This is a genomic window from Pseudomonas nunensis (assembly GCF_024296925.1).
In the GTDB taxonomy this organism is placed as follows: domain Bacteria; phylum Pseudomonadota; class Gammaproteobacteria; order Pseudomonadales; family Pseudomonadaceae; genus Aquipseudomonas; species Aquipseudomonas nunensis.
In genome coordinates, this window is sequence record NZ_CP101125.1 from 6150333 (window position 1) to 6170642 (window position 20310).

Genomic DNA, 20310 nt, shown 5'->3' on the forward strand with positions numbered 1-20310 from the left:
ATAGAAACGTAAGGAGAATCACCATGTTGAGCTGGGCAATTACATTCTTGATCATTGCCATCATCGCCGCCGTACTGGGCTTCGGTGGTATCGCGGGCACCGCCACGGGTATCGCCAAGATTCTCTTTGTCGTGTTCCTGGTGATGTTTGTTGCTTCGTTCTTCTTCGGCCGTCGCGGTCGAGGCTGAATATGAGCGTTCTGTTTAAGACACTGGCAGCCGCCCTGCTTCTGGGCGGTAGTGCCATGGCGATGGCGGCCAATGATGGCCAGACGCGGGCCAACGAGTTGTTGAACTCTGACCCGCAATACCGTGAAACCTGGACCAAAGTCGTGAAGAAGGAAGAACGACTGCCGGAATGGGTGATGAACCTCACGGGCGATGCCGAACAAATGAATGCTGTCCAGGAGGATGGCGACAAGTACTTGGTCGGGCCGCTGTGCGAAGCACAACAGACATGCCTGAACAAACGCTTGATCGTGGCATTCAGTTTCGACAAAAAGGACGCCTACGCGATGCTGGTCGAAGTGCCTGCGGGCTTGCCCGCCGACAAATCACCAACGCGACATGCCGACTACCGCTTCCTCGGGAAGCCGAATCAGGGCATGCAGGACTTGTTGATGGAACAACTCAAGAAAGATCCGAACTGGTACTGAGTTTGAAACACGAGAGGAGCAGCCTTGCTTCTCTCCAGTGCGCCACCCGAGGAAGGCAGGCGCATGACCAAGGGGTCGGGACGCTTTGACTGCTTCAGGGTCGGAGTGACCTACGGGCACATGGAGTGCTTGCGCAAGGGCCGGGTCAGGTCAGTAAAGCTGCGACGCAAGTTCGCCGGCCCTCAGTGGCTCGACGGACTTGCGAAGAGCTTCCAACGTGCAAAACGTTGATCTAGAGCACTTCGCTTGTTCCCTTCTGCTGCATATTCCCCGCAAAACCGTTTCGCGGTGTTTCTTCACGACCGTATATCGAGAAACCTCCGACTTTCGTCGCGGGAGTTTTCGCTATCAAACGTGGGCTTTTTCCCAAGTTTTGCCATGAATTCAACTGTTTAAAAAACAACCAACCTGCTCTGAAATGGCCGGTTCACGGCACTTATGCCTGCCGAAATGTCGTATTCGAACCGGTTGGGACGCCAGTTTCATTTGAAAAAGCTCATGCCGATTCGGCATAGGGTAGGCGTTTACGGCATTAGACGTCGCTTCCTTGCATCGGAATAGTTGCGCCTTTTTTCGCCTGCCGAAGAGCCGTAATTACGCGCTTGCGGGGCACCTTATACGGGGGCAGATGCACAGACTTTTCCGCCACTGAGCGTTCCAGTTCGCGCATCTGCCCGAGTCAAACTGAAGTAAGGGTAATGATATGAAGAAGGCAAAGCTTAGCCTCGCCTGGCAGATCCTGATCGGTCTGGTATTGGGGATTGCAATCGGTGCGCTGCTCAACCATTTCAGTGCCGAAAAAGCCTGGTGGATCAGCAACGTCCTGCAACCTGCGGGCGATATCTTTATCCGTCTGATCAAGATGATCGTGATCCCGATCGTCATCTCCTCGCTGGTGGTCGGTATTGCCGGCGTCGGTGATGCGAAGAAGCTCGGGCGCATCGGTCTGAAGACCATTCTCTACTTCGAAGTCGTCACCACCATCGCCATTCTGGTCGGTCTGGTGCTGGCCAACGTGGTTCATCCGGGCACCGGCATCGACATGAGCACCCTGGGTACCGTGGATATTTCCAAGTACCAGGCGACGGCGGCCGAGGTTCAACATGAACACGCCTTCATCGAAACCATCCTCAACCTGATCCCGTCGAACATCTTCGCGGCCATGGCGCGCGGCGAGATGCTGCCGATCATCTTCTTCTCCGTGTTGTTCGGCCTCGGTCTGTCGAGCCTGCAATCGGACCTGCGCGAGCCGCTGGTGAAGATGTTCCAGGGCGTCTCCGAGAGCATGTTCAAAGTCACCCACATGATCATGAACTACGCCCCGATCGGCGTGTTCGCCCTGATCGCGGTGACCGTGGCCAACTTCGGTTTTGCCTCGCTGCTGCCACTGGCCAAACTGGTGGTGCTGGTTTACTTCGCCATCGCCTTCTTCGCCTTCGTGGTGCTGGGCCTGATCGCCAAGCTGTTTGGCTTCTCGGTGATCAAGCTGATGCGCATCTTCAAGGATGAGCTGGTGCTGGCTTACTCCACCGCCAGTTCCGAAACCGTGCTGCCGCGTGTGATCGAGAAGATGGAAGCCTACGGCGCGCCGAAAGCCATTTGCAGCTTCGTGGTGCCGACCGGTTACTCGTTCAACCTCGACGGTTCGACCCTGTACCAGAGCATCGCAGCGATCTTCATTGCCCAGCTCTACGGCATCGATCTGTCGATCAGCCAGCAATTGCTGCTGGTGCTGACCCTGATGGTCACCTCCAAAGGCATCGCCGGCGTACCGGGCGTGTCCTTCGTGGTGCTGCTGGCCACCCTGGGCAGCGTGGGTATTCCGCTGGAAGGCCTGGCGTTCATCGCCGGTGTCGACCGCATCATGGACATGGCGCGTACCGCATTGAACGTGATCGGCAACGCCTTGGCCGTGCTGGTTATCTCTCGCTGGGAAGGCATGTACGACGACGCCAAGGGCGAGCGCTACTGGAACTCCCTGCCGCACTGGCGCAGCAAGGAAAAACTGCCGGCCGGTGAAATTTCCAAAGGCTGATGCATAACCCCTTGTGGGAGCGGGCTTGCTCGCGAAGAGGCCGGTACATTCAACATCTATGTTGATTGACACACCGCCTTCGCGGGCAAGCCTCGCTCCTACAGGGTTCAGGTGCTACCAGCGCGCGTCAAAACAAACCCCGGAGAAATCCGGGGTTTGTCGTTTCTGGCGACCCCGCTATCATTCGCCGCATTCTTCGGGGGATTTAACTGATGCTCAATGGCCTGTGGCTTGGCTTCTTCATCGTGGCAGCCGTGTCGGCAATGGCGCAGTGGCTGATCGGCGGCAATGCCGGGATCTTCGCAGCGATGGTGGAAAGCATCTTCGCCATGGCCAAGCTGTCGGTGGAGGTCATGGTCCTGCTGTTCGGCACACTGACCCTGTGGCTGGGCTTCCTGCGGATCGCCGAGAAGGCCGGGATCGTCGAGTGGCTGGCCAAGGCGCTGGGCCCGCTGTTCCTGCGCCTGATGCCGGAAGTCCCGGCGGGTCACCCGGCCATCGGCCTGATCACCCTGAACTTCGCCGCCAACGGCCTGGGCCTCGACAACGCCGCGACGCCGATCGGCCTCAAGGCCATGAAGGCGCTGCAAGAGCTCAACCCCAGCGCCACCATCGCCAGCAACGCGCAGATCCTGTTCCTGGTACTCAACGCCTCGTCCCTGACCCTGCTGCCGGTGACGATCTTCATGTACCGCGCCCAACAAGGTGCGCCGGACCCGACCCTGGTGTTCCTGCCGATCCTGCTCGCCACCAGTTGCTCGACCATCGTCGGCCTGTTGTCCGTGGCATTCATGCAACGCCTGCGCCTGTGGGACCCGGTGGTGCTTGCCTATCTGATTCCCGGTGCGTTGGCACTGGGTGCCTTCATGGCGCTGCTGGGGACGCTCTCAGCCACGGCGTTGGCGGGGCTGTCCTCGATCCTCGGCAACCTGACGCTGTTCGGGCTGATCATGGTGTTCCTGATCATTGGCGCGATGCGCAAAGTGAAGGTCTACGAAGCGTTCGTCGAGGGCGCCAAAGAAGGCTTCGACGTGGCGAAGAATCTGCTGCCATACCTGGTGGCGATGCTCTGTGCGGTGGGCGTACTGCGGGCGTCCGGCGCGCTGGACTTCGGCCTGGATGGAATTCGGCACCTGGTGGAGTGGGCCGGTTGGGACACGCGCTTTGTCGATGCGCTGCCGACCGCGATGGTCAAGCCGTTCTCCGGCAGCGCCGCCCGGGCGATGCTGATCGAAACCATGAAGACTTCCGGGGTGGACAGCTTCCCGGCGCTGGTGGCGGCGACGATTCAGGGCAGTACCGAAACCACGTTCTATGTATTGGCGGTGTACTTCGGCGCGGTCGGCATCCAACGGGCGCGGCATGCGGTGGGGTGTGCGTTGCTCGCGGAACTGGCCGGGGTGCTGGGTGCGATCGGGGTTTGCTACTGGTTCTTTGGTTAACCACAAAACCACTGTGAAATAAAAACCCTGTGGGAGCGGGCTTGCTCGCGAATGCGGTGTATCAGTCAACATCATTGCTGAATGACACACCGCATTCGCGAGCAAGCCCGCTCCCACATTGGTTTTGTATGGGGTTCAGGGTCTCAGTGGCGGGACGACTTTCTGTCCTTGTTCCACCGCCCAAGCGACCACCTGCGCGGTCAATTGATCGCTGGCCTGGCCAAACCCGGCCACCACCGACGGCACCTTCACGTCGCTCAGCGGCTGGCGCACTTCAAAGCGGTGGCTGGCGAGGATTCGCTGGTCATAACCGCGCACCAATAACGCATCCAGGCGAACCACCACACTCGCGTTCGAGCCCTGATATTCGGTCTGGAACGCTTGCAGGTTACCGCCCAGTTCCAGATCCGCCTGGAAATTGCTGTCATCGGTGCTCAACAACGACACCCGACCATCACGCTGAAAACCATCCAGCAGACGATTACGCAGCAACACCGGGGCCGGATCACTCCAGCGCGACGCTTTGTAGCTGCTGATCAAATCACCCTGCGGGATCACCGCGATTTTCGGACTGTTCAACGCTTCGCTGGCCTGAGGCTTGGCCAGGCGCAGCGACCAATGCTGCGGCGTGCCATGACTGGCCGCTGCGCCGCTCTGGGTCGAGGGCAAGCGATAGACATCGGATGGCTCAGCCTTGGGCAAAATCGAGCAGGCGCTGACCAGCGCAAAACTAGCGAGGAGGGTGAGGTGAGTCAGCTTCATGGCGTGAATTCCTTGTTCTTGTCGCTGCCCAGCAGGTAACCGCTGGGGTTGGCTTCCAGTCGCTGGGAAATCGCCCGCAGCGAACTCAGGGTGTCGCGCAATTCACGCACCGCCGGCGCCAGGCCATTGAGGCCCTGCATGCCGCTGTTCAGGGAGTCTTGGTTAGTGGTCAGCAGTTTGTCGATGGTCGCAGTGGTCTGTTCCAGCGACTTCATCGCTTGCCCGGCGCTGCCAAACATCTGCTTGCCCTGATCGTTGAGCAAGCCGTTGGCATTGCGCATCAGCGCGGTGGTTTGCTCAAGGGTGGCGCTGGCCTGTTTACCGATCGAGGCCAGTTGCTGCATGGCCTGGCGGATATCACCGCGCTGCTCGGCGATGGTGCCGGTGGTTTGCTCCAAGTGTTCGAGTGTTTTGCTGATGCGCTCGACGTTGTCCGCCGAAAACATCTGATTGGCGTTGTGCATCAGCGTGCTCACACCGGCCATCAGGTCGTTACTGTCATTCAGCAGCCGGGCGATAGGCGAGGGCGCGGCGATGATGGTCGGCAACTCGCCGTCCTTGCCCTTGAGCTTGGGACTTTGCGGCGTGCCGCCACTGAGCTGGATGATCGAAGTGCCGGTGATCCCGGTCAGCGCCAGTTTGGCCTCGGTATCTTCCTTGATCGGCGTGTCGCCACCGAGGCGAATCCGCGCCAGCACCCGGCGCGGATCTTTCGGGTCCAGGCGCAGGCTGACGACATCGCCGACCTTGATCCCGCTGTACTGCACGGCGCTGCCCTTGGACAAACCGCTGACCGCCTCATTGAAGACGATTTCGTAGTCCTTGAACTCGGTATCCACGCTGGACTTGGCCAGCCACAAGCCGAAGAGCAGGGCGCCCGCCACCACAATCACGGTGAACAGGCCGATCAATACATGATGGGCTCGGGTTTCCATGTCAGACCTCGTTTAACTGTTGGGCGGCCGTCAGCGCCGCGCGGCCGCGAGGGCCATGGAAGTATTCGTGAATCCACGGATCGTCGGTTTCAGACACCTTGTCGATGGCGTCCGCCACCAGCACTTTTTTCTGCGCCAACACCGCCACCCGATCGGTGATGGTGTAGAGCGTGTCGAGGTCGTGGGTCACCAGGAAAACGCTCAGGCCCAAGGCATCGCGCAGGGTCAGGATCAGTTGATCGAAAGCGGCGGCGCCAATCGGGTCGAGGCCAGCGGTGGGTTCGTCGAGGAACAGGATGTCCGGATCCAGCGCCAGCGCCCGGGCCAGCGCCGCACGCTTGATCATGCCGCCGGACAAGGACGCGGGGTATTTGTCCGCCGCCGACAACGGCAGCCCGGCCAGCGCCAGTTTCACCGCCGCCAGGTGCTCGGCGTCGGCGCGGCTGAGGCCGGCGTGTTCGATCAGGGGCAGGGCGACGTTCTCGGTCACTGTCAGCGACGAGAACAGCGCGCCTTTCTGGAACAGCACGCCGAAGCGCCGTTCGACCATCGAACGCTCATGTTCCGACAGCGTCGGCAGGTTCTTGCCGAAGACTTTCACCACGCCTTCACTGGGCTGGCGCAAGCCGACGATGCTGCGCAGCAACACCGATTTGCCGCTGCCGGAGCCGCCGACCACCGCAAGGATTTCGCCCTTGTACAAATCCAGGTCAAGGTTCTCGTGCACGCTCTGGCTACCAAAACGGTTGCACAGCCCACGGACTTCGATCACCGCCTCGGAGGGCGCTCGGGGTAGACGACTCACCAGCCTATCTCCATGAAAAACAACGCGGCCACGGCATCCAGCACGATCACCACGAAAATCGACTGGACCACGCTGGACGTGGTGTGGGCGCCGACGGATTCGGCGCTGCCGCTGACTTTGAAGCCTTCGAGACAGCCAATCGCGGCGATCAGAAACGCGAAGATCGGCGCTTTAACGATCCCCACCAGAAAGTGCTGAACGCCAATGTCGGTTTGCAGCAGCGAGAGGAACATCGCCGGCGAAATCCCCAGCGACACCGCGCACACCACGCCGCCACCGACAATCCCGGAGATCATCGCCAGAAAGGTCAGCATCGGCAGCGCCACCAGCAGCGCCAGGACTCGCGGCACCACCAGCAACTCCATCGGATCGAGGCCCAAAGTGCGGATCGCGTCGATTTCTTCGTTGGCCTTCATCGAACCGATCTGCGCGGTGAATGCACTGGCGGTGCGCCCGGCCATCAGGATCGCGGTGAGCAACACGCCGAATTCGCGCAGGAACGAGAACGCCACCAGGTCCACGGTAAAAATGCTCGCACCGAAACTCGCCAGCACCGTCGCCCCGAGAAACGCCACCACCGCGCCCACCAGAAAGGTCAGCAGGGCAACGATGGGCGCGGCGTCGAGGCCGGTCTGTTCGATGTGCGCGACCATCGGCGTAATGCGCCAGCGCTTGGGCCGGAACAGCCCACGGGCGATGGTTTCGAGGATCAGGCCGACGAAGCCCAACAGTTGCAGAGTGTCTTGCCAGACTGTGTCAACGGCACGACCGATGCGGGTCAGCAGTTGAATGCCGGTGCCGATTTCCGGTTCCTTTAACGGGACGCAGAAGTCGCTCAGCGAGCAGTAGACGGTTTGCAGCAACGCGCGATCGGCGTTGGAAAGGGTGCATTCGGGGTGTTCGGCGGAGCGACCGAGGCGTTCTGAACCCAGCAACTCCACCAGCAACGAAGCCCCGGCAGTGTCGAGGGCGCCGAGGCCGTTGAGGTCGATGTGGGTGCTGTCGTCGTACTGGCCGCGAAGCTTGTCGCCCAGGCGCTTGAGGTCAGCGTAATGGGCAAGCGTCCAGTCACCCGTGACCCGCAATTGAGCAGGGGTGTGCGAGGTGTCTAACTGGGCATTACCGGCCAATGTGCTGCTGGTCATAAGCTCCGTGCTTGTTCGGCTGTTAAGCAGGATTACGTAATAGCACGAACCGCATTACTTTTCTTTGGTCGGTGTGCTGTCCTTGACCACGAAGCGCAGCACGCCAATCACCTGGCCGTCCTCGGTCAACACGCGGACCTGCCATTTGCCCGCCGGGTTGCCGGGGAAGTTCTGCTTATGGGTCCAGGCCCGGTAGCCTTCCTTGCGCCCGCCATGAATATCCAGCGGGATGCGGTCGACTTCCTGGCCGTTGAACTGCCAGACGTGATAAATCCGCTCATCCAGACCGCGCGGGGCGTTGATCGCGGTGTAGGCATAGAGCCCGCCGCCGCGAATCTGCTCGGCGCTGACTTCATCCAGGCTATCGCCGGGGGTGCGGTCCTGCATTTCAGTGCTGATGGCCACGTCGGTCATCCACAGCGTGGCCGGCGGCACCCACGAACGCAGGACCCAACCGAGGGCGCCAATGCCCAGCGTGATACTGAGAATCGCCAAAGCGTTGCGCACGGTGCGAATCGGGAAGATCGACGCCAGACTCGGGAACGACAACAACACCGAGATGCCCAGGGCCAGTTTGAAGCTCTGGGAAGTCGTCAGGTGCAGGATGACCGGCAGGGCGGTGAGCAGGGCGGCGAACAACGTCAGGGTATGCAACGCCAGGAACGCCCAGCGCCGGGGCGCTAGCCATTTGTAGTAGAGCGGATCGGTGATGGAAATCAGCGCCGCGATGCTCAACAACCCGGTGAAAAACAGTTGGCCGCTGTTCCAGGTGGTGGTGATGAAGAAAAACGGCAGGACGAAAAACAGGCTTTCCTGGTGGATCATCTGCGTCGCGTAACGCAGCAACGGCTGGGGGATTTCGCGTTTGAAGACCCGGGTGAACAGCTGCGTCAGACTGTTTTCCAGCATCAGCCAGACCCAACTGATCAGCATGATGGTAGTGATCCACGTCGCCAGGCCCTGTTGGCGATCCACCAGCATGAAGCTGCCGACACCCGAGACAAAACCACCGAGCGCAATGACCCCGGGATAGCGCTTCATCAATTCAAGGATGCGCTGGACGATGAGGGGCAGGTTAGGCATTCGGCGGTTCACACTAGTCGTAGGAAAAATCCTCGACAGGGTAGCGCTGGCGAGTCCGTGTGGCGAGAGAACTGCGTTCGACTCATGTACTCATGTAGCAGCGGCGTTTGACTCATGTAGCAGCTGCCGAGGCACGAGGCTGCGTTTGACTCATGTAGCAGCTGCCGAGGCACGAGGCTGCGTTCGGCTGCGAAGCAGTCGTAAAACCTTAGCACGCAATCTTCCTGAATCACCGCATCGCCTGATCTCGCGACTGCTTCGCAGCCGAACGCAGGCTTCGCCAGCTGCTACACAGGTCGCGGTGTCCGGTGGTGAACACGCCAGGCGAGCAACCCAAGAAGCACCAACCCAAATACCCCGGCAATCGCCCACAACAACTGGTCATCACTGATCAACGGCTTCTCGATCCGCAAATACCCCGGCTGCAGCAGCAACTCGCGCATGGCCTTGTTCGCTTCTTCCAGGGTTACGCCTTGCAGTTCCTTGGCCGGGTCGGTGAAACGGCCGTCCTCATAATCGCCCAGGGCACCCCAATAATAATCGGCCAAGGCGCTGTTACCTTGAACGGCCCACGACTGACGGGCGATGGCGGCTTGTTTGAGGCGGTCAAAGGTCTCGACATCTAGGCCGTTCTTGAGCAACTCGGCCTTCATGTCCTCCAGCACCTGCTCGGCTTCGGCGACGTTTTCGCGCTCTAGGTCGGCATTCAGGCTCATGAAACCAACGCTGCCGAACAACTCGCGCTCAGCCCAAGGGCCGTAGGACAAGCCATGGGCCAGGCGCATCTGCCGATACAGCGCCCAATCCAGATAGTCCTTGAGCAAGTCGAAAGTCTGGTCCGGTATGTCTTCCAGCACCGGCTCCGGGACCAGCCAGTGCAACTTCGCGCCACCACCGACAAAACCGTGAATCAGGCTGCGTTCATGAGCGGCGCTGGCGTTGATTTCTGGCAGCGGCAAATGGTCGGTGGGGTCGACCGCTTCCAATGCGCCATAGGCCCGTTCCAGATAGGCCGGCAGCAATTTGTCGAGGTCACCGACCACGATCAGCGTCATGTTATTCGGCGCGTACCAGGCCTTGCGCACCGTCTCCAGTTGCTCGCTCGTCAGGTGACCGACTTCCGCACGCTCGGGGCATTTGAGGCCCAGTTCCACGGCAAGTTGATTACTGGCGGTGTGGCCCAGGTCCTGACGATCCATCCAGCGCTGCAAGTGTGAGTAGTGACCGCCATCTTCGCGCTCGACCACTTGCTTGGCGGCGTTGATCGCGTTGTCGTCGATGCGGGTCTGGGTCAGCAGCGCCAGCAGCAGGTCGAGGACCTTGCGCTGGTTTTTCGCCGGGGCTTCGATGACGAACGTGGTGTCGGCGTTGCTGGTGTAGGCGTTCCATTCACCGCCCAACGCCTGCATGCGCTCCTCCAAGCCACCTTCGCCGCTGGCGTCGATGCCGCTGAACAGCAAATGTTCAAGCAGGTGCGGCAGCTCTTTGTCAGCGCATTTGAAGTCATCGAAACCGACGCCGACCACCAGGCGAATTGCCACGTGTCCGCGATCAGTGCCGGGCTTGAGCATCAATTGCAGACCGTTGGGCAGCGCATAGCCTTCGACCTGGAAACGATCCAGGGCAAACGAAGGAAATGAACCGAGCAACAGACAGGCGAATAACAGACAATGCATAACGAGCTTCCATACGGCTGATTGGAGATCCGTGTCGTCAGTCAGGGCCTCTTCGCGAGCAAGCCCGCTCCCACAGGAGTACGCATTCCAATGTGGGAGCGGGCTTGCTCGCGAAGAGGCCTGAATGGCTGAACCATTGTTACTGACTGACCACACTGCCAGACGTTCAAGGCGAATGTGTGATGTCCGCCAAATCGTCAGCCGCCAGTGCCCCTGTGTCGGCGGTTTCCAGGACCGCGTAGGCGCTGCTGCAAAACAGCGAATTCAGGCGTTTCATGTCGGCAATCAGCTCCAGGTGCAGCGAACTGGTTTCGATACTTTGCACGATCTTACGTTGCAATCGGCTGACATGAGCATGGGCCAAGCGGCGTTCCTGTGCGCGAAAGCGACGTTTCTCACGCAGCAACTGGCGCGCACTTTCCGGGTCGCTGCTGAGGAACACCGACAACCCCAGGCGCAGGTTGGAAATCAACTGACTGTGCAGCCCCGCCAGCTCTTCCAGGCCCACCTCGGAAAACGACCGGCGCTGCGAGGTTTTCTGCTGCTGGACCTTGCGCAGCATGCGTTCGATCAGGTCGCTGGCGAGTTTGAGGTTGATCGCCAGTTCGATAATTTCCGCCCAACGGCGGCTGTCCTGATCACTGAGATCTTCGCGAGGCATCTGCGCCAGGTAGAGCTTGATCGCGCTGTACAGCGCCTCGACATCATCGGTCAGGCGGCGCATTTCCTGGGTCACGGCAGTCTGTTTGCCATGCAGCACGTCGAGCATGGCTTCGAGCATGTTGTCGATCAGGTCGCCGATGCGCAGGGTTTCCCGGGCGGCGTTGGCCAGTGCCAGACTCGGGGTGACCAGCGCAGTGGCGTCGAGGTGCCGGGGCTTGGCCATGCCGTTGAGTTCCGGACGTTCCGGCAACAGCCACGCGCAAAGCTTGGCCATCGGCCCGACGCTCGGCAGCAGGATCAGGCAGCGCGCGGTGTTGTAGAGCAGGTGGAAGCCGATGACCATTTCCTGCGAGCTGAAGTCCAGGCTGTCGATCCAGTGCACCAGCGGATCGAGCACCGGGATGATCAGCAGCAAGCCGATCAACTTGTACAACAGGCTGCCCAGCGCCACTTGGCGGCCGGCCGCGTTTTGCATGCTGGTGCTCATGAACGCCAACACGCCGCTGCCGATATTGGCGCCGATCACCAGGCCGATGGCGACTGGCAGGCTGATCACGCCGGCACCGGCCAAGGTCGCGGTCAGCAGCACGGCCGCCAGGCTGGAGTAGGAAATCATCGCGAACAGCGCGCCAATCAGCGCATCGAGCAGGATGTCGCCGGTCAGGGAGGCGAAGATCACCTTCACTCCCTGAGCGTGGGTGATCGGCGCAGCGGCTTCGACAATCAGTTGCAGCGCCAGGATGATCAGCCCCAGGCCGATCGCCACCCGGCCCATCTGCCCGACGCGGGTCTGTTTGCGCGACAGAAAGAAAATCACCCCGAGGAAGATCAGCAGCGGCGACAGCCACGACAGGTCAAACGTCAGCACCCGCGCCATCAGCGCCGTACCGACGTCGGCGCCGAGCATGGTTGCCAGGGCCGGGGTCAGCGCCATCAGGCCCTGACCGACGAAGGAAGTGACGAGCATGGCTGTGGCGTTGCTGCTCTGGACCATGGCGGTCACGACGATGCCGGCGATGAACGCCAAGCCACGCTTGGACATGTTCTGGCCAATCACATGGCGCAGGTTGGAACCGTAGACCCGCAGGATGCCGGTTCGGACGATGTGCGTGCCCCAGATCAGCAAGGTCACGGCAGATAGCAAATTGAGCAGGGTCAGCATGCTGGGCCCCCTGTGGTGGTAGCGTCCCAAAGGGACAAGTTGACGGTACCGCGCGACGTTCTACGTTCTGTACTTAAGCTGTAGTTGGCTAACGGTCTGGGCGCCAGCATCGCATAGCTAAAGAAGTGATTGAAACAAAACTGTCATAAAAACAGCTTGATTCGATTGAGAAAAAGCACCGCAAAACCAAATGTGGGAGCGGGCTTGCTCGCGAAAGCGTCGTATCAGGCAACATTGATGTCGACTGATATTCCGCCTTCGCGAGCAAGCCCGCTCCCACAGGGTACGCAGGGCTACAGCATTCGGGTTACTGCCCAGGAATGTCCTTGCGCAGTTTCACCGGGTCCTGCTGTTTTTTCTTTTTCGCGATCGCGGTGCGCATTTTGATGTTGATCGCTTCCACCGCCAGCGAGAACGCCATGGCGAAGTAGACGTAGCCTTTTGGCACGTGCACATCGAAGGATTCGGCAATCAGCACCGTACCGACGATCAACAGGAACGACAGCGCCAGCATCTTCAGCGACGGGTGTTTGTCGATGAATTCGCTGATGGTGCCGGACGCCCACATCATCACCAGCACGGCGACGATGATCGCCGCGACCATGACCGGTACGTGGGAAACCATGCCGACAGCAGTGATCACCGAGTCCAGCGAGAACACGATGTCGATGATCGCAATCTGGATGATCGTGTAGAGGAATTTGCCGCCCTTGCCGCCCGGCTCCTCATTGGTTTCGTCTTCACCTTCCAGTGCGTGGTACATCTCTTGCGAGCTCTTCCACAGCAGGAACAGGCCACCGAAGAACAGAATCAGGTCACGCCCGGAAATCCCCTGGCCGAACACTTCGAACAGGTCGGCAGTCAGGCGCATGACCCAAGTGATCGACAGCAGCAACAGGATCCGCGTGACCATGGCCAGCGCCAGGCCGAAAATCCGGGTGCGCGCCTGCATATGCTTGGGCATACGGCTGACCAGGATCGAGATCATGATGATGTTATCGATGCCCAGGACGATCTCCAGGGCAGTCAGGGTGAAGAAGGCAACCCAGATTTCAGGGTTGGTCAGCCATTCCATGTTTTTTCCTTTGAGCGAGTGTTAAACCACAAAGGGCCCGGGCTTCAAACTGCAAAGCCTGGACCCGCCATGGTGAGTCTTGGGCTTACAGCGTGCTGAATACCGGGAAGATCCCCATCAGCAACGCTGCAACCAATATGCACATGCACACCAGCACTGCCCACTTGAGGGTAAAGCGCTGGTGATCACCAAATTCGATACCGGCCAGGGCCACCAACAGGTAGGTCGATGGAACCAGCGGGCTCAGCAAGTGGACGGGCTGACCGACGATCGAGGCACGTGCCATCTCTACGGCGGTTATACCGTAGTGACTGGCGGCTTCGGCAAGCACCGGTAACACGCCGTAATAAAATGCATCGTTCGACATGAAGAAGGTGAACGGCATGCTCACCAACGCCGTAATCACGGCCAGGTACGGGCCGAGGAAATCCGGGATCACCGCCAGCAGGCTTTTCGACATCGCATCGACCATGCCGGTGCCCGACAGGATACCGGTGAAGATACCCGCCGCGAAGATCAAACCGACCACTGCCAGCACGCTACCGGCGTGGGCCGCCACACGATCCTTCTGCTGTTGCAGGCAAGGATAGTTGACGATCATCGCAATACTGAACGCCACCATGAACAACACAGGCAGCGGCAACAGGCCGGCGATCAGGGTGCACATCAGGGCAATGGTCAACGCGCCGTTGAACCAGATCAGCTTCGGACGACGGGCATCCGGGAACTGCGAAACGCTGATTTCACTGTGGTCCACTTCGTCGCCGGCCAGGTGCAATTCACCCAGGCGAGCACGCTCACGTTTACCGTAGAAGTAGGCAATCGCCAGGATCGCCACCACGCCGGCCAGCATCGCCGGAATCATCGGCACGAAAATGTCGGACGGGTCGACGTGCAGCGCACTCGCGGCACGGGCCGTCGGGCCACCCCACGGGGTCATGTTCATCACGCCGCCGGCGAGGATGATCAGGCCAGCCATGATTCGCGGGCTCATGCCGATGCGGCTGTAGAGCGGCAGCATGGCGGCCACGCAGATCATATAAGTGGTCGCGCCGTCACCATCGAGGGAGACAACGAGCGCCAGAACGGCGGTGCCGACCGAAACTTTCAACGGGTCGCCCTTGACCAGTTTTAGGATCTTGCGCACGGCCGGGTCGAACAGGCCGGAGTCGATCATCAGGGCGAAGTACAGAATGGCGAACATCAGCATCACGCCGGTCGGCGCAAGCTTGGTGATGCCTTCGAGCATCATTGGGCCGATCTTCGTTGCAAAACCGCCGAACAGGGCAAAGATGATTGGAATAATGATCAAAGCGATCAGCGCGGACAGGCGCTTGGTCATGATCAGGAACATGAACGTGATGACCATGGCGAAGCCAAGGAAAGTCAGCATGGGAATACTCCAGGCGTAGCGCGGCTAGGGAATGGGCGAACCGGGTGGGGTCAGCGCAGAACGGGAAGCACTAGGCGTACGGGGGGAGTTGCGGCAAAGCGGCGGGTAGCAGAGGACATCAGAATCACCATTGTTGTTGTTAATTGGACCGTACCAGCGATAAAACACAGGCATTGGCCAACCGGTCTGTTGCCGGTAGTGGGGGCGATCCTAATGGGCAAAGCTTTCATCAAGCTTTCGTTGCTGAAAGCATTGACCGGGTGTGCGACCGGTCGTCGGACGGATGGTAAGCCGAGTTGAAGCATTCGCGAGCAGGCTCGCTCCCACAGGGATACGCATTCCAATGTGGGAGCGAGCCTGCTCGCGAAGCGGTCAACACTGATGAGGAGTGAACACATGGGCGATATTCATACAGGCGGCTGTCATTGCGGCCATCTGCGCTATCAATTCAGCGGGCCGTTGCACGACATCGCCCACTGCCATTGCTCGATTTGCCGACGGGTCAGTGGCGGGATCGTGACCACCTGGATCACCGTGCCCGCCTCACACTTCGAATGGCTGGGCGGGATACCCGCGCGGTACGACTCTTCTGAACATTGCGCGCGATATTTCTGCCCGACCTGTGGGGCCCAGGTTGCGCTCATAACCCAGCTCAGCCCCGAGAGCATCGACCTGACCATCGCCACGCTCGATCACCCTGAAGACGCCCCGGCCGACCGGCACATCTGGACCGACAGCCGCTTGCCCTGGCTGCACCTGGACGAACATTTGCCCGGTGAAGCCGAGGAAAGCATCTGATCAGAAAATAGAAAGGTTCAGCGGCCGGATCGCGCCCATCCATACCGCGTGCTCGGTGTGGTCGAGCAGATCATCGCCGGTGTCCGGGTGCAGGAACACCACCAGGCCGTTGCGATTGAGCACCAGCCACGGCAGCACCTCACCGATGAGCTCCGGCCCGAATGCCAGTTGGCAACTCCAGTCCGGGTGCGGACCGACCGGGCGCTCGTGCACGCGGCCCATCTTCAGCGGGAATACCTTGGCCGCCTGCTCACACAAGGCCCGTGCCTGGTCGATGGTGCTGGCGTCGAAATAGACGTGGGCGTGGTAGCCAGTGATCTGTTGCATTTGAACCTCTCGAAATCCCGGTCGAACCCTCACCGTTCCCTACAGGTCACACGCCATATACGTAGGAAATAAGGAACTCAGCCATGAAAAATGCCGAAACCCCGGTGGTGAAAGTGGTGCTCTATGGTGCCATGAGTAGCCTGGGCAGTGCGCTGATGGCTGAAATGCTGCGGCGTCAGCATGAAGTGATCGCGATTCTCGATGACCTGACGGCGCTGGCGCCACGACCGGGCTTGCGCACCAAGAACGGCGACCTGTTCGACGCCGAACGGGTCAAGCAAAGCGTGGCCGGTGCTTCGGCAGTCATCTGTTTACTAGACGCACCAGGGCTGCCGCTCAACAGTGAACACGTGGAAAAAACCATCGTGCCCGGCCCGGTCGAGCAAGTGCTGGCGGTGGATGCGCTGATCGACGGCATGCAAGCCGCGCAAATTAGCCGCTTGTTTGTGGTGGGGCATTTTGAGGAGCTGGACGAGCCGGAGGTGGAGGATGACCTTCAGCACCACGCCGCCGAAGAAATTCTCGACGCCTTGCAAAGCAGCGGGCTGCAATGGACGTTGGTGGACGCCCCGCGTGGGGTTGCCGGGTTGACCATCGAGCATTTCAGCCAAGTCAGCAGCAGCCTGGAGACGGGATTGGCCGAGCCGCTTGAGCGGTTGAACCGGGTCGCCGTGGGGATTGCCGATGAGCTGCGTTTGAACCTGCATGTGGCTGAGCACGTAAATTTTGTCGCGGCTACACCGCAATAGAAGGGAAGGGCAAACCGGTCAACGATTGCGCACTGCTGGCCTGCTCCTCCATCAGCCAGTCCACAAACTGTTGAATCAACACGCCACGGCGTTTGCGCTGGGGCAGTACCACGTAATAACCCAACCGGGAAATCACCGTGTCGGCAATCGGCCGACACAACAAACCCTGGGCCAGCAAATCATCTACAAGGTGCCGCCAACCGATAGCCACGCCCTGACCGCCAATCGCGGCCTGGATCAACAACGTGTAATTGTCGAACCGCAGTTGCCCCGGCGCGGGTGCCGAAGTGATCCCCAATTCCCGGAACACACCACTCCAGTCGAACCAGTTGCTGCTGTTTTCACCGCGCAAATGCAGCAGCGGCAAATCGAGCAGGGCCTGAACCGGCAAGGGCAGGGCGCGATCCTTTAATAACAGCGGACTGCACACCGGGAACACTTCTTCGCTGAACAGCCAGTGGCTTTCGCCTTGTTTAAAGCGCCCATCGCCAAACAGGATCGCTACATCGATATCCGTGCGCAGCATGTTGTGATTGCGTTCACTGGTGACCAGGCTGACGTCGACCTGCGGATTGGCTTCGTGAAAGCGGTGCAGGCGCGGCATCAACCAATAAGCGGCGAAGGCAAAATCGGTAGCGACTTGCAGCACTTCATGGGATTGCTGTGCGCTGATAGCGGTCAATCCGGCGTCGATATTCTGCAAACCGAGCTGAACCTGCTCGAAAAGGATCATTCCGGTCTCGGTCAGTTCGATGCCGCGATAGATCCGATCAAACAACCGCGTGCCCAGTTGTTCCTCCAACCGTTTGATCTGCTGGCTGATCGCCGGCTGCGTGGTCCCCAGCTCTACTGCAGCGGCAGTGAAGCTGTGCTGACGCGCCGCCGATTCGAAGGCGCGCAGCAAATCCAGAGACAAATCACCGAGGGCGTCATACATAAGCTGTGCTTATCCTAGTCATTGCCTTGCGTGGGCTTTACCACAAAGAGCATGGCCTACATGCTCGGTCGCAGCACTCTCGCATAAATATTCACTATGGAATGCCGCGATCACATGAAGCGCAAGAATATTCTTTTCATCATGGCCGATCAGATGGCCGCGCCAATGTTGCCGTTCTACGGTCCTTCGCCCATCAAACTCCCGAATCTCAGTCGCCTCGCCGCCGAAGGCGTGGTGTTCGACGCCGCGTATTGCAATAGCCCGTTGTGCGCGCCGTCGCGGTTTACTCTGGTCAGCGGTCAGTTGCCGAGCAAGATCGGCGCCTACGACAACGCGGCCGATTTCCCCGCCGATGTACCGACCTATGCCCACTACCTGCGTCGCCTTGGCTACCGCACCGCGCTGTCGGGCAAGATGCATTTCTGCGGCCCGGACCAACTCCACGGCTATGAAGAACGCCTGACCAGTGACATCTACCCGGCCGATTACGGCTGGTCGGTGAACTGGGATGAGCCGGACGTGCGCCCGACCTGGTACCACAACATGTCATCGGTCCTGCAAGCCGGCCCATGCGTGCGCACCAATCAGCTGGATTTCGATGAAGAGGTGGTGTTCAAGGCGCAGCAGTACTTGTTCGATCACATCCGTGAGGATGGCGATCAGCCGTTTTGCCTGACCGTGTCGATGACTCACCCACACGACCCGTACACCATTCCCAAGGCTTTCTGGGATATGTACGACGACGCCGACATCCCTTTGCCTACAACGCCGGCCCAGACTGAACTCGACCCGCATTCCCAGCGTTTGCTCAAGGTCTACGACCTGTGGGACAAGCCGTTGCCTGTGGATAAGATTCGCGATGCCCGCCGTGCCTATTTCGGTGCGTGCAGCTATATCGACAGCAACGTCGGCAAACTCCTGCAAACACTCGAGGAAACCGGGCTGATCGATGACACGATTATTGTGTTCTCCGGCGACCATGGCGACATGCTTGGCGAGCGTGGCCTTTGGTACAAAATGCACTGGTTCGAAATGGCCGCCCGCGTGCCCCTGTTGATCAGTGCACCGGGGCAGTTCGGTGCGGGACGGGTCAGCGCCGCCGTTTCCACGGCGGACCTGCTGCCAACCTTCGTCGAACTGGCCGGCGGTTCGCTCGAGCCTAGCTTGCCGCTGGACGGCCGCTCACTGGTTTCGCACCTGCAAGGGCAGGGCGGTCACGACGAGGTGTTCGGCGAATACATGGCCGAAGGCACCATCAGCCCGTTAATGATGATTCGTCGCGGCGCCTACAAATTCATCTACAGCGAAGACGACCCATGTCTACTCTTCGACGTACACAACGATCCGCGTGAACAGGAAGAACTCAGCCAGTCGCCGCAACATCGGCAGCTGTTCGACGATTTTCTGGCCGAAGCCCGGATCAAATGGAATATTCCGGCGATCCACCAACAGGTCCTCGAAAGTCAACGACGCCGGCGTTTTGTTGCCGACGCCCTGACGATCGGCAAGCTGAAGAGCTGGGATCACCAGCCGCTGGTAGACGCCAGTCAGCAGTACATGCGCAACCACATCGACCTTGATGATCTGGAGCGCAAAGCACGTTATCCACAACCCTGCCAAAACCAATAATGTGAAGGGGAAGTCCATGCAAAGGTTATCCACAGTACTGACGGTCGGGCTTCTGGCCCTTGGCAGTGCATCGGTTTACGCCGCCGATCAAAGCTGCGAGACGGTGAAAATGGCCGATCCGGGATGGAGCGACATCGCCGCGACCAACGCCATCACCGGGTTTCTGCTGGACGGCATGGGCTACAAAGCCAAAGTCGATACCCTCGCGGTGCCGATTACCTTTGGCGGTTTGAAGGACGGCCAGGTTGATGTCTTTTTGGGTAACTGGATGCCGGCGCAGCAGGGCTTCTACGATAAATTCGTCGCCACTGGCGATGTCACGCAACTGGCCAAAAACCTCGACGGCACAGAGTTCACCCTGGCGGTCCCGGATTATGTGTGGGACGCGGGTGTGCATAACTTTGCCGACCTGAATAAGTACGCCGATAAGTTCGACAAGAAGATCTACGGCATCGGCTCTGGCGCCCCGGCGAACATCTCGCTGCAGGACATCATCAAGAAGAACGACTTCGAACTGGGTCAGTGGAAACTGGTTGAGTCCAGCGAGCAGGCGATGCTGGCCGAAGTGTCTCGCGCAGTGAAGAAACAGAAGTTCGTGACCTTCCTCGGCTGGACTCCGCACCCGATGAACGTGCAGCTGAAAATGCATTACCTGAAGGGCGGCGAGAAGTACTTCGGCGACACCGGCGCGGTTTATACACTGACCCGTAAAGGTTATGCACAGGCCTGCCCGAACGTCGGCAAACTGCTCACCAACCTGAGTTTCACCCAGGAAATGGAGAACAGCATCATGGCCGAGGTGGTGAACAAAAAAGTCAGCAATGCCGAGGCGGTGAAGGCGTGGATCAAGGCCAATCCGGCAGTGCTGGATAAATGGCTGGATGGCGTGAAGACCGTGGATGGCAAGGATGCGTTGGGGGCGGTGAAGGCCAAGCTGTAGAACCCATGTGGGAGCGGGCTTGCTCGCGAATGCGCCGGGACAGTCGACATCTTTGTTGAATGACCCACCGTATTCGCGAGCAAGCCCGCTCCCACAATG

General features: G+C 59.7%; 19 protein-coding genes. 8 read left to right on the top strand and 11 right to left on the bottom strand.

The genetic code is table 11. The annotated features are described in order from the left end of the window. Positions 1 to 23 precede the first annotated feature (23 nt). The 4 genes from NK667_RS27010 (at position 24) to NK667_RS27025 (ending at position 4132) form a co-directional block, all read left to right on the top strand. Entirely contained in the window at positions 24 to 188 is a 165-nt protein-coding gene (locus tag NK667_RS27010) for a DUF1328 domain-containing protein (RefSeq protein WP_008002172.1), read from the top strand. A gap of 2 nt (positions 189 to 190) precedes the next feature. After that, entirely contained in the window at positions 191 to 655 is a 465-nt protein-coding gene (locus NK667_RS27015) for an inhibitor of vertebrate lysozyme family protein (RefSeq protein WP_054048032.1), read from the top strand. A 703-nt stretch (positions 656 to 1358) separates the two neighbouring features. Next, on the top strand, positions 1359 to 2690 hold the full coding sequence (gene gltP / locus NK667_RS27020; protein WP_054048036.1) for a glutamate/aspartate:proton symporter GltP: 1332 nt from the start codon (positions 1359 to 1361) through the stop codon (positions 2688 to 2690). A 212-nt stretch (positions 2691 to 2902) separates the two neighbouring features. Beyond that, complete coding sequence (locus tag NK667_RS27025) at positions 2903 to 4132, top strand: nucleoside recognition domain-containing protein (protein WP_054048038.1); 1230 nt, start codon at positions 2903 to 2905, stop codon at positions 4130 to 4132. Between the two features lie 135 nt (positions 4133 to 4267). Here NK667_RS27025 and NK667_RS27030 read toward each other — a convergent pair whose 3' ends face one another. From NK667_RS27030 to NK667_RS27070, 9 genes are all read right to left on the bottom strand, one after another. Then, on the bottom strand, positions 4268 to 4894 hold the full coding sequence (locus NK667_RS27030) for an ABC-type transport auxiliary lipoprotein family protein (protein WP_054617177.1): 627 nt from the start codon (positions 4892 to 4894) through the stop codon (positions 4268 to 4270). Next, entirely contained in the window at positions 4891 to 5829 is a 939-nt protein-coding gene (locus tag NK667_RS27035) for an MlaD family protein (protein WP_054048042.1), read from the bottom strand. Before NK667_RS27035 ends, NK667_RS27030 begins: the two co-directional genes overlap by 4 nt. Before the next feature lies 1 nt (position 5830). After that, a complete protein-coding gene (locus NK667_RS27040) occupies positions 5831 to 6634 on the bottom strand; it encodes an ABC transporter ATP-binding protein (protein WP_054048044.1) in 804 nt (267 codons plus the stop codon). Continuing rightward, entirely contained in the window at positions 6631 to 7779 is a 1149-nt protein-coding gene (locus NK667_RS27045; protein ID WP_054048046.1) for an ABC transporter permease, read from the bottom strand. The genes NK667_RS27040 and NK667_RS27045 overlap by 4 nt, the downstream gene beginning before the upstream one ends. 54 nt (positions 7780 to 7833) lie before the next feature. Then, on the bottom strand, positions 7834 to 8862 hold the full coding sequence (locus tag NK667_RS27050; RefSeq protein ID WP_054617176.1) for a DUF5924 family protein: 1029 nt from the start codon (positions 8860 to 8862) through the stop codon (positions 7834 to 7836). Positions 8863 to 9149: 287 nt separating this feature from the next. Then, positions 9150 to 10538 (bottom strand): M16 family metallopeptidase, encoded by a 1389-nt coding sequence (locus NK667_RS27055; RefSeq protein WP_054617175.1) that lies wholly within the window; start codon positions 10536 to 10538, stop codon positions 9150 to 9152. A 166-nt stretch (positions 10539 to 10704) separates the two neighbouring features. Then, a complete protein-coding gene (locus NK667_RS27060; RefSeq protein ID WP_054617174.1) occupies positions 10705 to 12363 on the bottom strand; it encodes a Na/Pi cotransporter family protein in 1659 nt (552 codons plus the stop codon). A gap of 307 nt (positions 12364 to 12670) precedes the next feature. After that, on the bottom strand, positions 12671 to 13438 hold the full coding sequence (locus tag NK667_RS27065) for a TerC family protein (protein ID WP_054048054.1): 768 nt from the start codon (positions 13436 to 13438) through the stop codon (positions 12671 to 12673). A gap of 85 nt (positions 13439 to 13523) precedes the next feature. Next, entirely contained in the window at positions 13524 to 14831 is a 1308-nt protein-coding gene (locus NK667_RS27070) for a CitMHS family transporter (RefSeq protein ID WP_054617173.1), read from the bottom strand. 396 nt (positions 14832 to 15227) lie between these two features. Between NK667_RS27070 and NK667_RS27075 the strand changes: the two genes are divergently transcribed. After that, complete coding sequence (locus tag NK667_RS27075; protein ID WP_054617172.1) at positions 15228 to 15629, top strand: GFA family protein; 402 nt, start codon at positions 15228 to 15230, stop codon at positions 15627 to 15629. Here the strand turns inward: NK667_RS27075 and NK667_RS27080 are convergent, their stop codons facing one another. Next, positions 15630 to 15956, bottom strand: a complete 327-nt coding sequence (locus NK667_RS27080) for a DOPA 4,5-dioxygenase family protein (protein ID WP_054048060.1) — start codon at positions 15954 to 15956, stop codon at positions 15630 to 15632. Positions 15957 to 16039: 83 nt separating this feature from the next. On the opposite strand from NK667_RS27080, the gene NK667_RS27085 reads away from it, so the two are divergent. Next, a complete protein-coding gene (locus NK667_RS27085) occupies positions 16040 to 16705 on the top strand; it encodes an NAD(P)-dependent oxidoreductase (RefSeq protein WP_054617171.1) in 666 nt (221 codons plus the stop codon). Here NK667_RS27085 and NK667_RS27090 read toward each other — a convergent pair. After that, on the bottom strand, positions 16692 to 17642 hold the full coding sequence (locus tag NK667_RS27090) for a choline sulfate utilization transcriptional regulator (RefSeq protein ID WP_054617170.1): 951 nt from the start codon (positions 17640 to 17642) through the stop codon (positions 16692 to 16694). The two genes, NK667_RS27085 and NK667_RS27090, sit on opposite strands and share 14 nt — an antisense overlap. A 114-nt stretch (positions 17643 to 17756) precedes the next feature. Here NK667_RS27090 and betC point away from each other — a divergent pair, with 114 nt between their 5' ends. After that, positions 17757 to 19271 (top strand): choline-sulfatase, encoded by a 1515-nt coding sequence (gene betC / locus NK667_RS27095; RefSeq protein ID WP_054617169.1) that lies wholly within the window; start codon positions 17757 to 17759, stop codon positions 19269 to 19271. A 16-nt stretch (positions 19272 to 19287) separates the two neighbouring features. Then, positions 19288 to 20211, top strand: a complete 924-nt coding sequence (choX, locus tag NK667_RS27100) for a choline ABC transporter substrate-binding protein (protein WP_054617168.1) — start codon at positions 19288 to 19290, stop codon at positions 20209 to 20211. Positions 20212 to 20310: the final 99 nt, after the last annotated feature.

Bases quoted from the DNA above. Each gene is read 5' to 3' on its own strand.
- NK667_RS27010 (WP_008002172.1), top strand. From the start codon at position 24: ATGTTGAGCTGGGCAATTACATTCTTGATCATTGCCATCATCGCCGCC.
- NK667_RS27015 (WP_054048032.1), top strand. From the start codon at position 191: ATGAGCGTTCTGTTTAAGACACTGGCAGCCGCCCTGCTTCTGGGCGGT.
- gltP (WP_054048036.1), top strand. From the start codon at position 1,359: ATGAAGAAGGCAAAGCTTAGCCTCGCCTGGCAGATCCTGATCGGTCTG.
- NK667_RS27025 (WP_054048038.1), top strand. From the start codon at position 2,903: ATGCTCAATGGCCTGTGGCTTGGCTTCTTCATCGTGGCAGCCGTGTCG.
- NK667_RS27030 (WP_054617177.1), bottom strand. From the start codon at position 4,894: ATGAAGCTGACTCACCTCACCCTCCTCGCTAGTTTTGCGCTGGTCAGC.
- NK667_RS27035 (WP_054048042.1), bottom strand. From the start codon at position 5,829: ATGGAAACCCGAGCCCATCATGTATTGATCGGCCTGTTCACCGTGATT.
- NK667_RS27045 (WP_054048046.1), bottom strand. From the start codon at position 7,779: ATGACCAGCAGCACATTGGCCGGTAATGCCCAGTTAGACACCTCGCAC.
- NK667_RS27050 (WP_054617176.1), bottom strand. From the start codon at position 8,862: ATGCCTAACCTGCCCCTCATCGTCCAGCGCATCCTTGAATTGATGAAG.
- NK667_RS27055 (WP_054617175.1), bottom strand. From the start codon at position 10,538: ATGCATTGTCTGTTATTCGCCTGTCTGTTGCTCGGTTCATTTCCTTCG.
- NK667_RS27060 (WP_054617174.1), bottom strand. From the start codon at position 12,363: ATGCTGACCCTGCTCAATTTGCTATCTGCCGTGACCTTGCTGATCTGG.
- NK667_RS27065 (WP_054048054.1), bottom strand. From the start codon at position 13,438: ATGGAATGGCTGACCAACCCTGAAATCTGGGTTGCCTTCTTCACCCTG.
- NK667_RS27070 (WP_054617173.1), bottom strand. From the start codon at position 14,831: ATGCTGACTTTCCTTGGCTTCGCCATGGTCATCACGTTCATGTTCCTG.
- NK667_RS27075 (WP_054617172.1), top strand. From the start codon at position 15,228: ATGGGCGATATTCATACAGGCGGCTGTCATTGCGGCCATCTGCGCTAT.
- NK667_RS27080 (WP_054048060.1), bottom strand. From the start codon at position 15,956: ATGCAACAGATCACTGGCTACCACGCCCACGTCTATTTCGACGCCAGC.
- NK667_RS27085 (WP_054617171.1), top strand. From the start codon at position 16,040: ATGAAAAATGCCGAAACCCCGGTGGTGAAAGTGGTGCTCTATGGTGCC.
- NK667_RS27090 (WP_054617170.1), bottom strand. From the start codon at position 17,642: ATGTATGACGCCCTCGGTGATTTGTCTCTGGATTTGCTGCGCGCCTTC.
- betC (WP_054617169.1), top strand. From the start codon at position 17,757: ATGAAGCGCAAGAATATTCTTTTCATCATGGCCGATCAGATGGCCGCG.
- choX (WP_054617168.1), top strand. From the start codon at position 19,288: ATGCAAAGGTTATCCACAGTACTGACGGTCGGGCTTCTGGCCCTTGGC.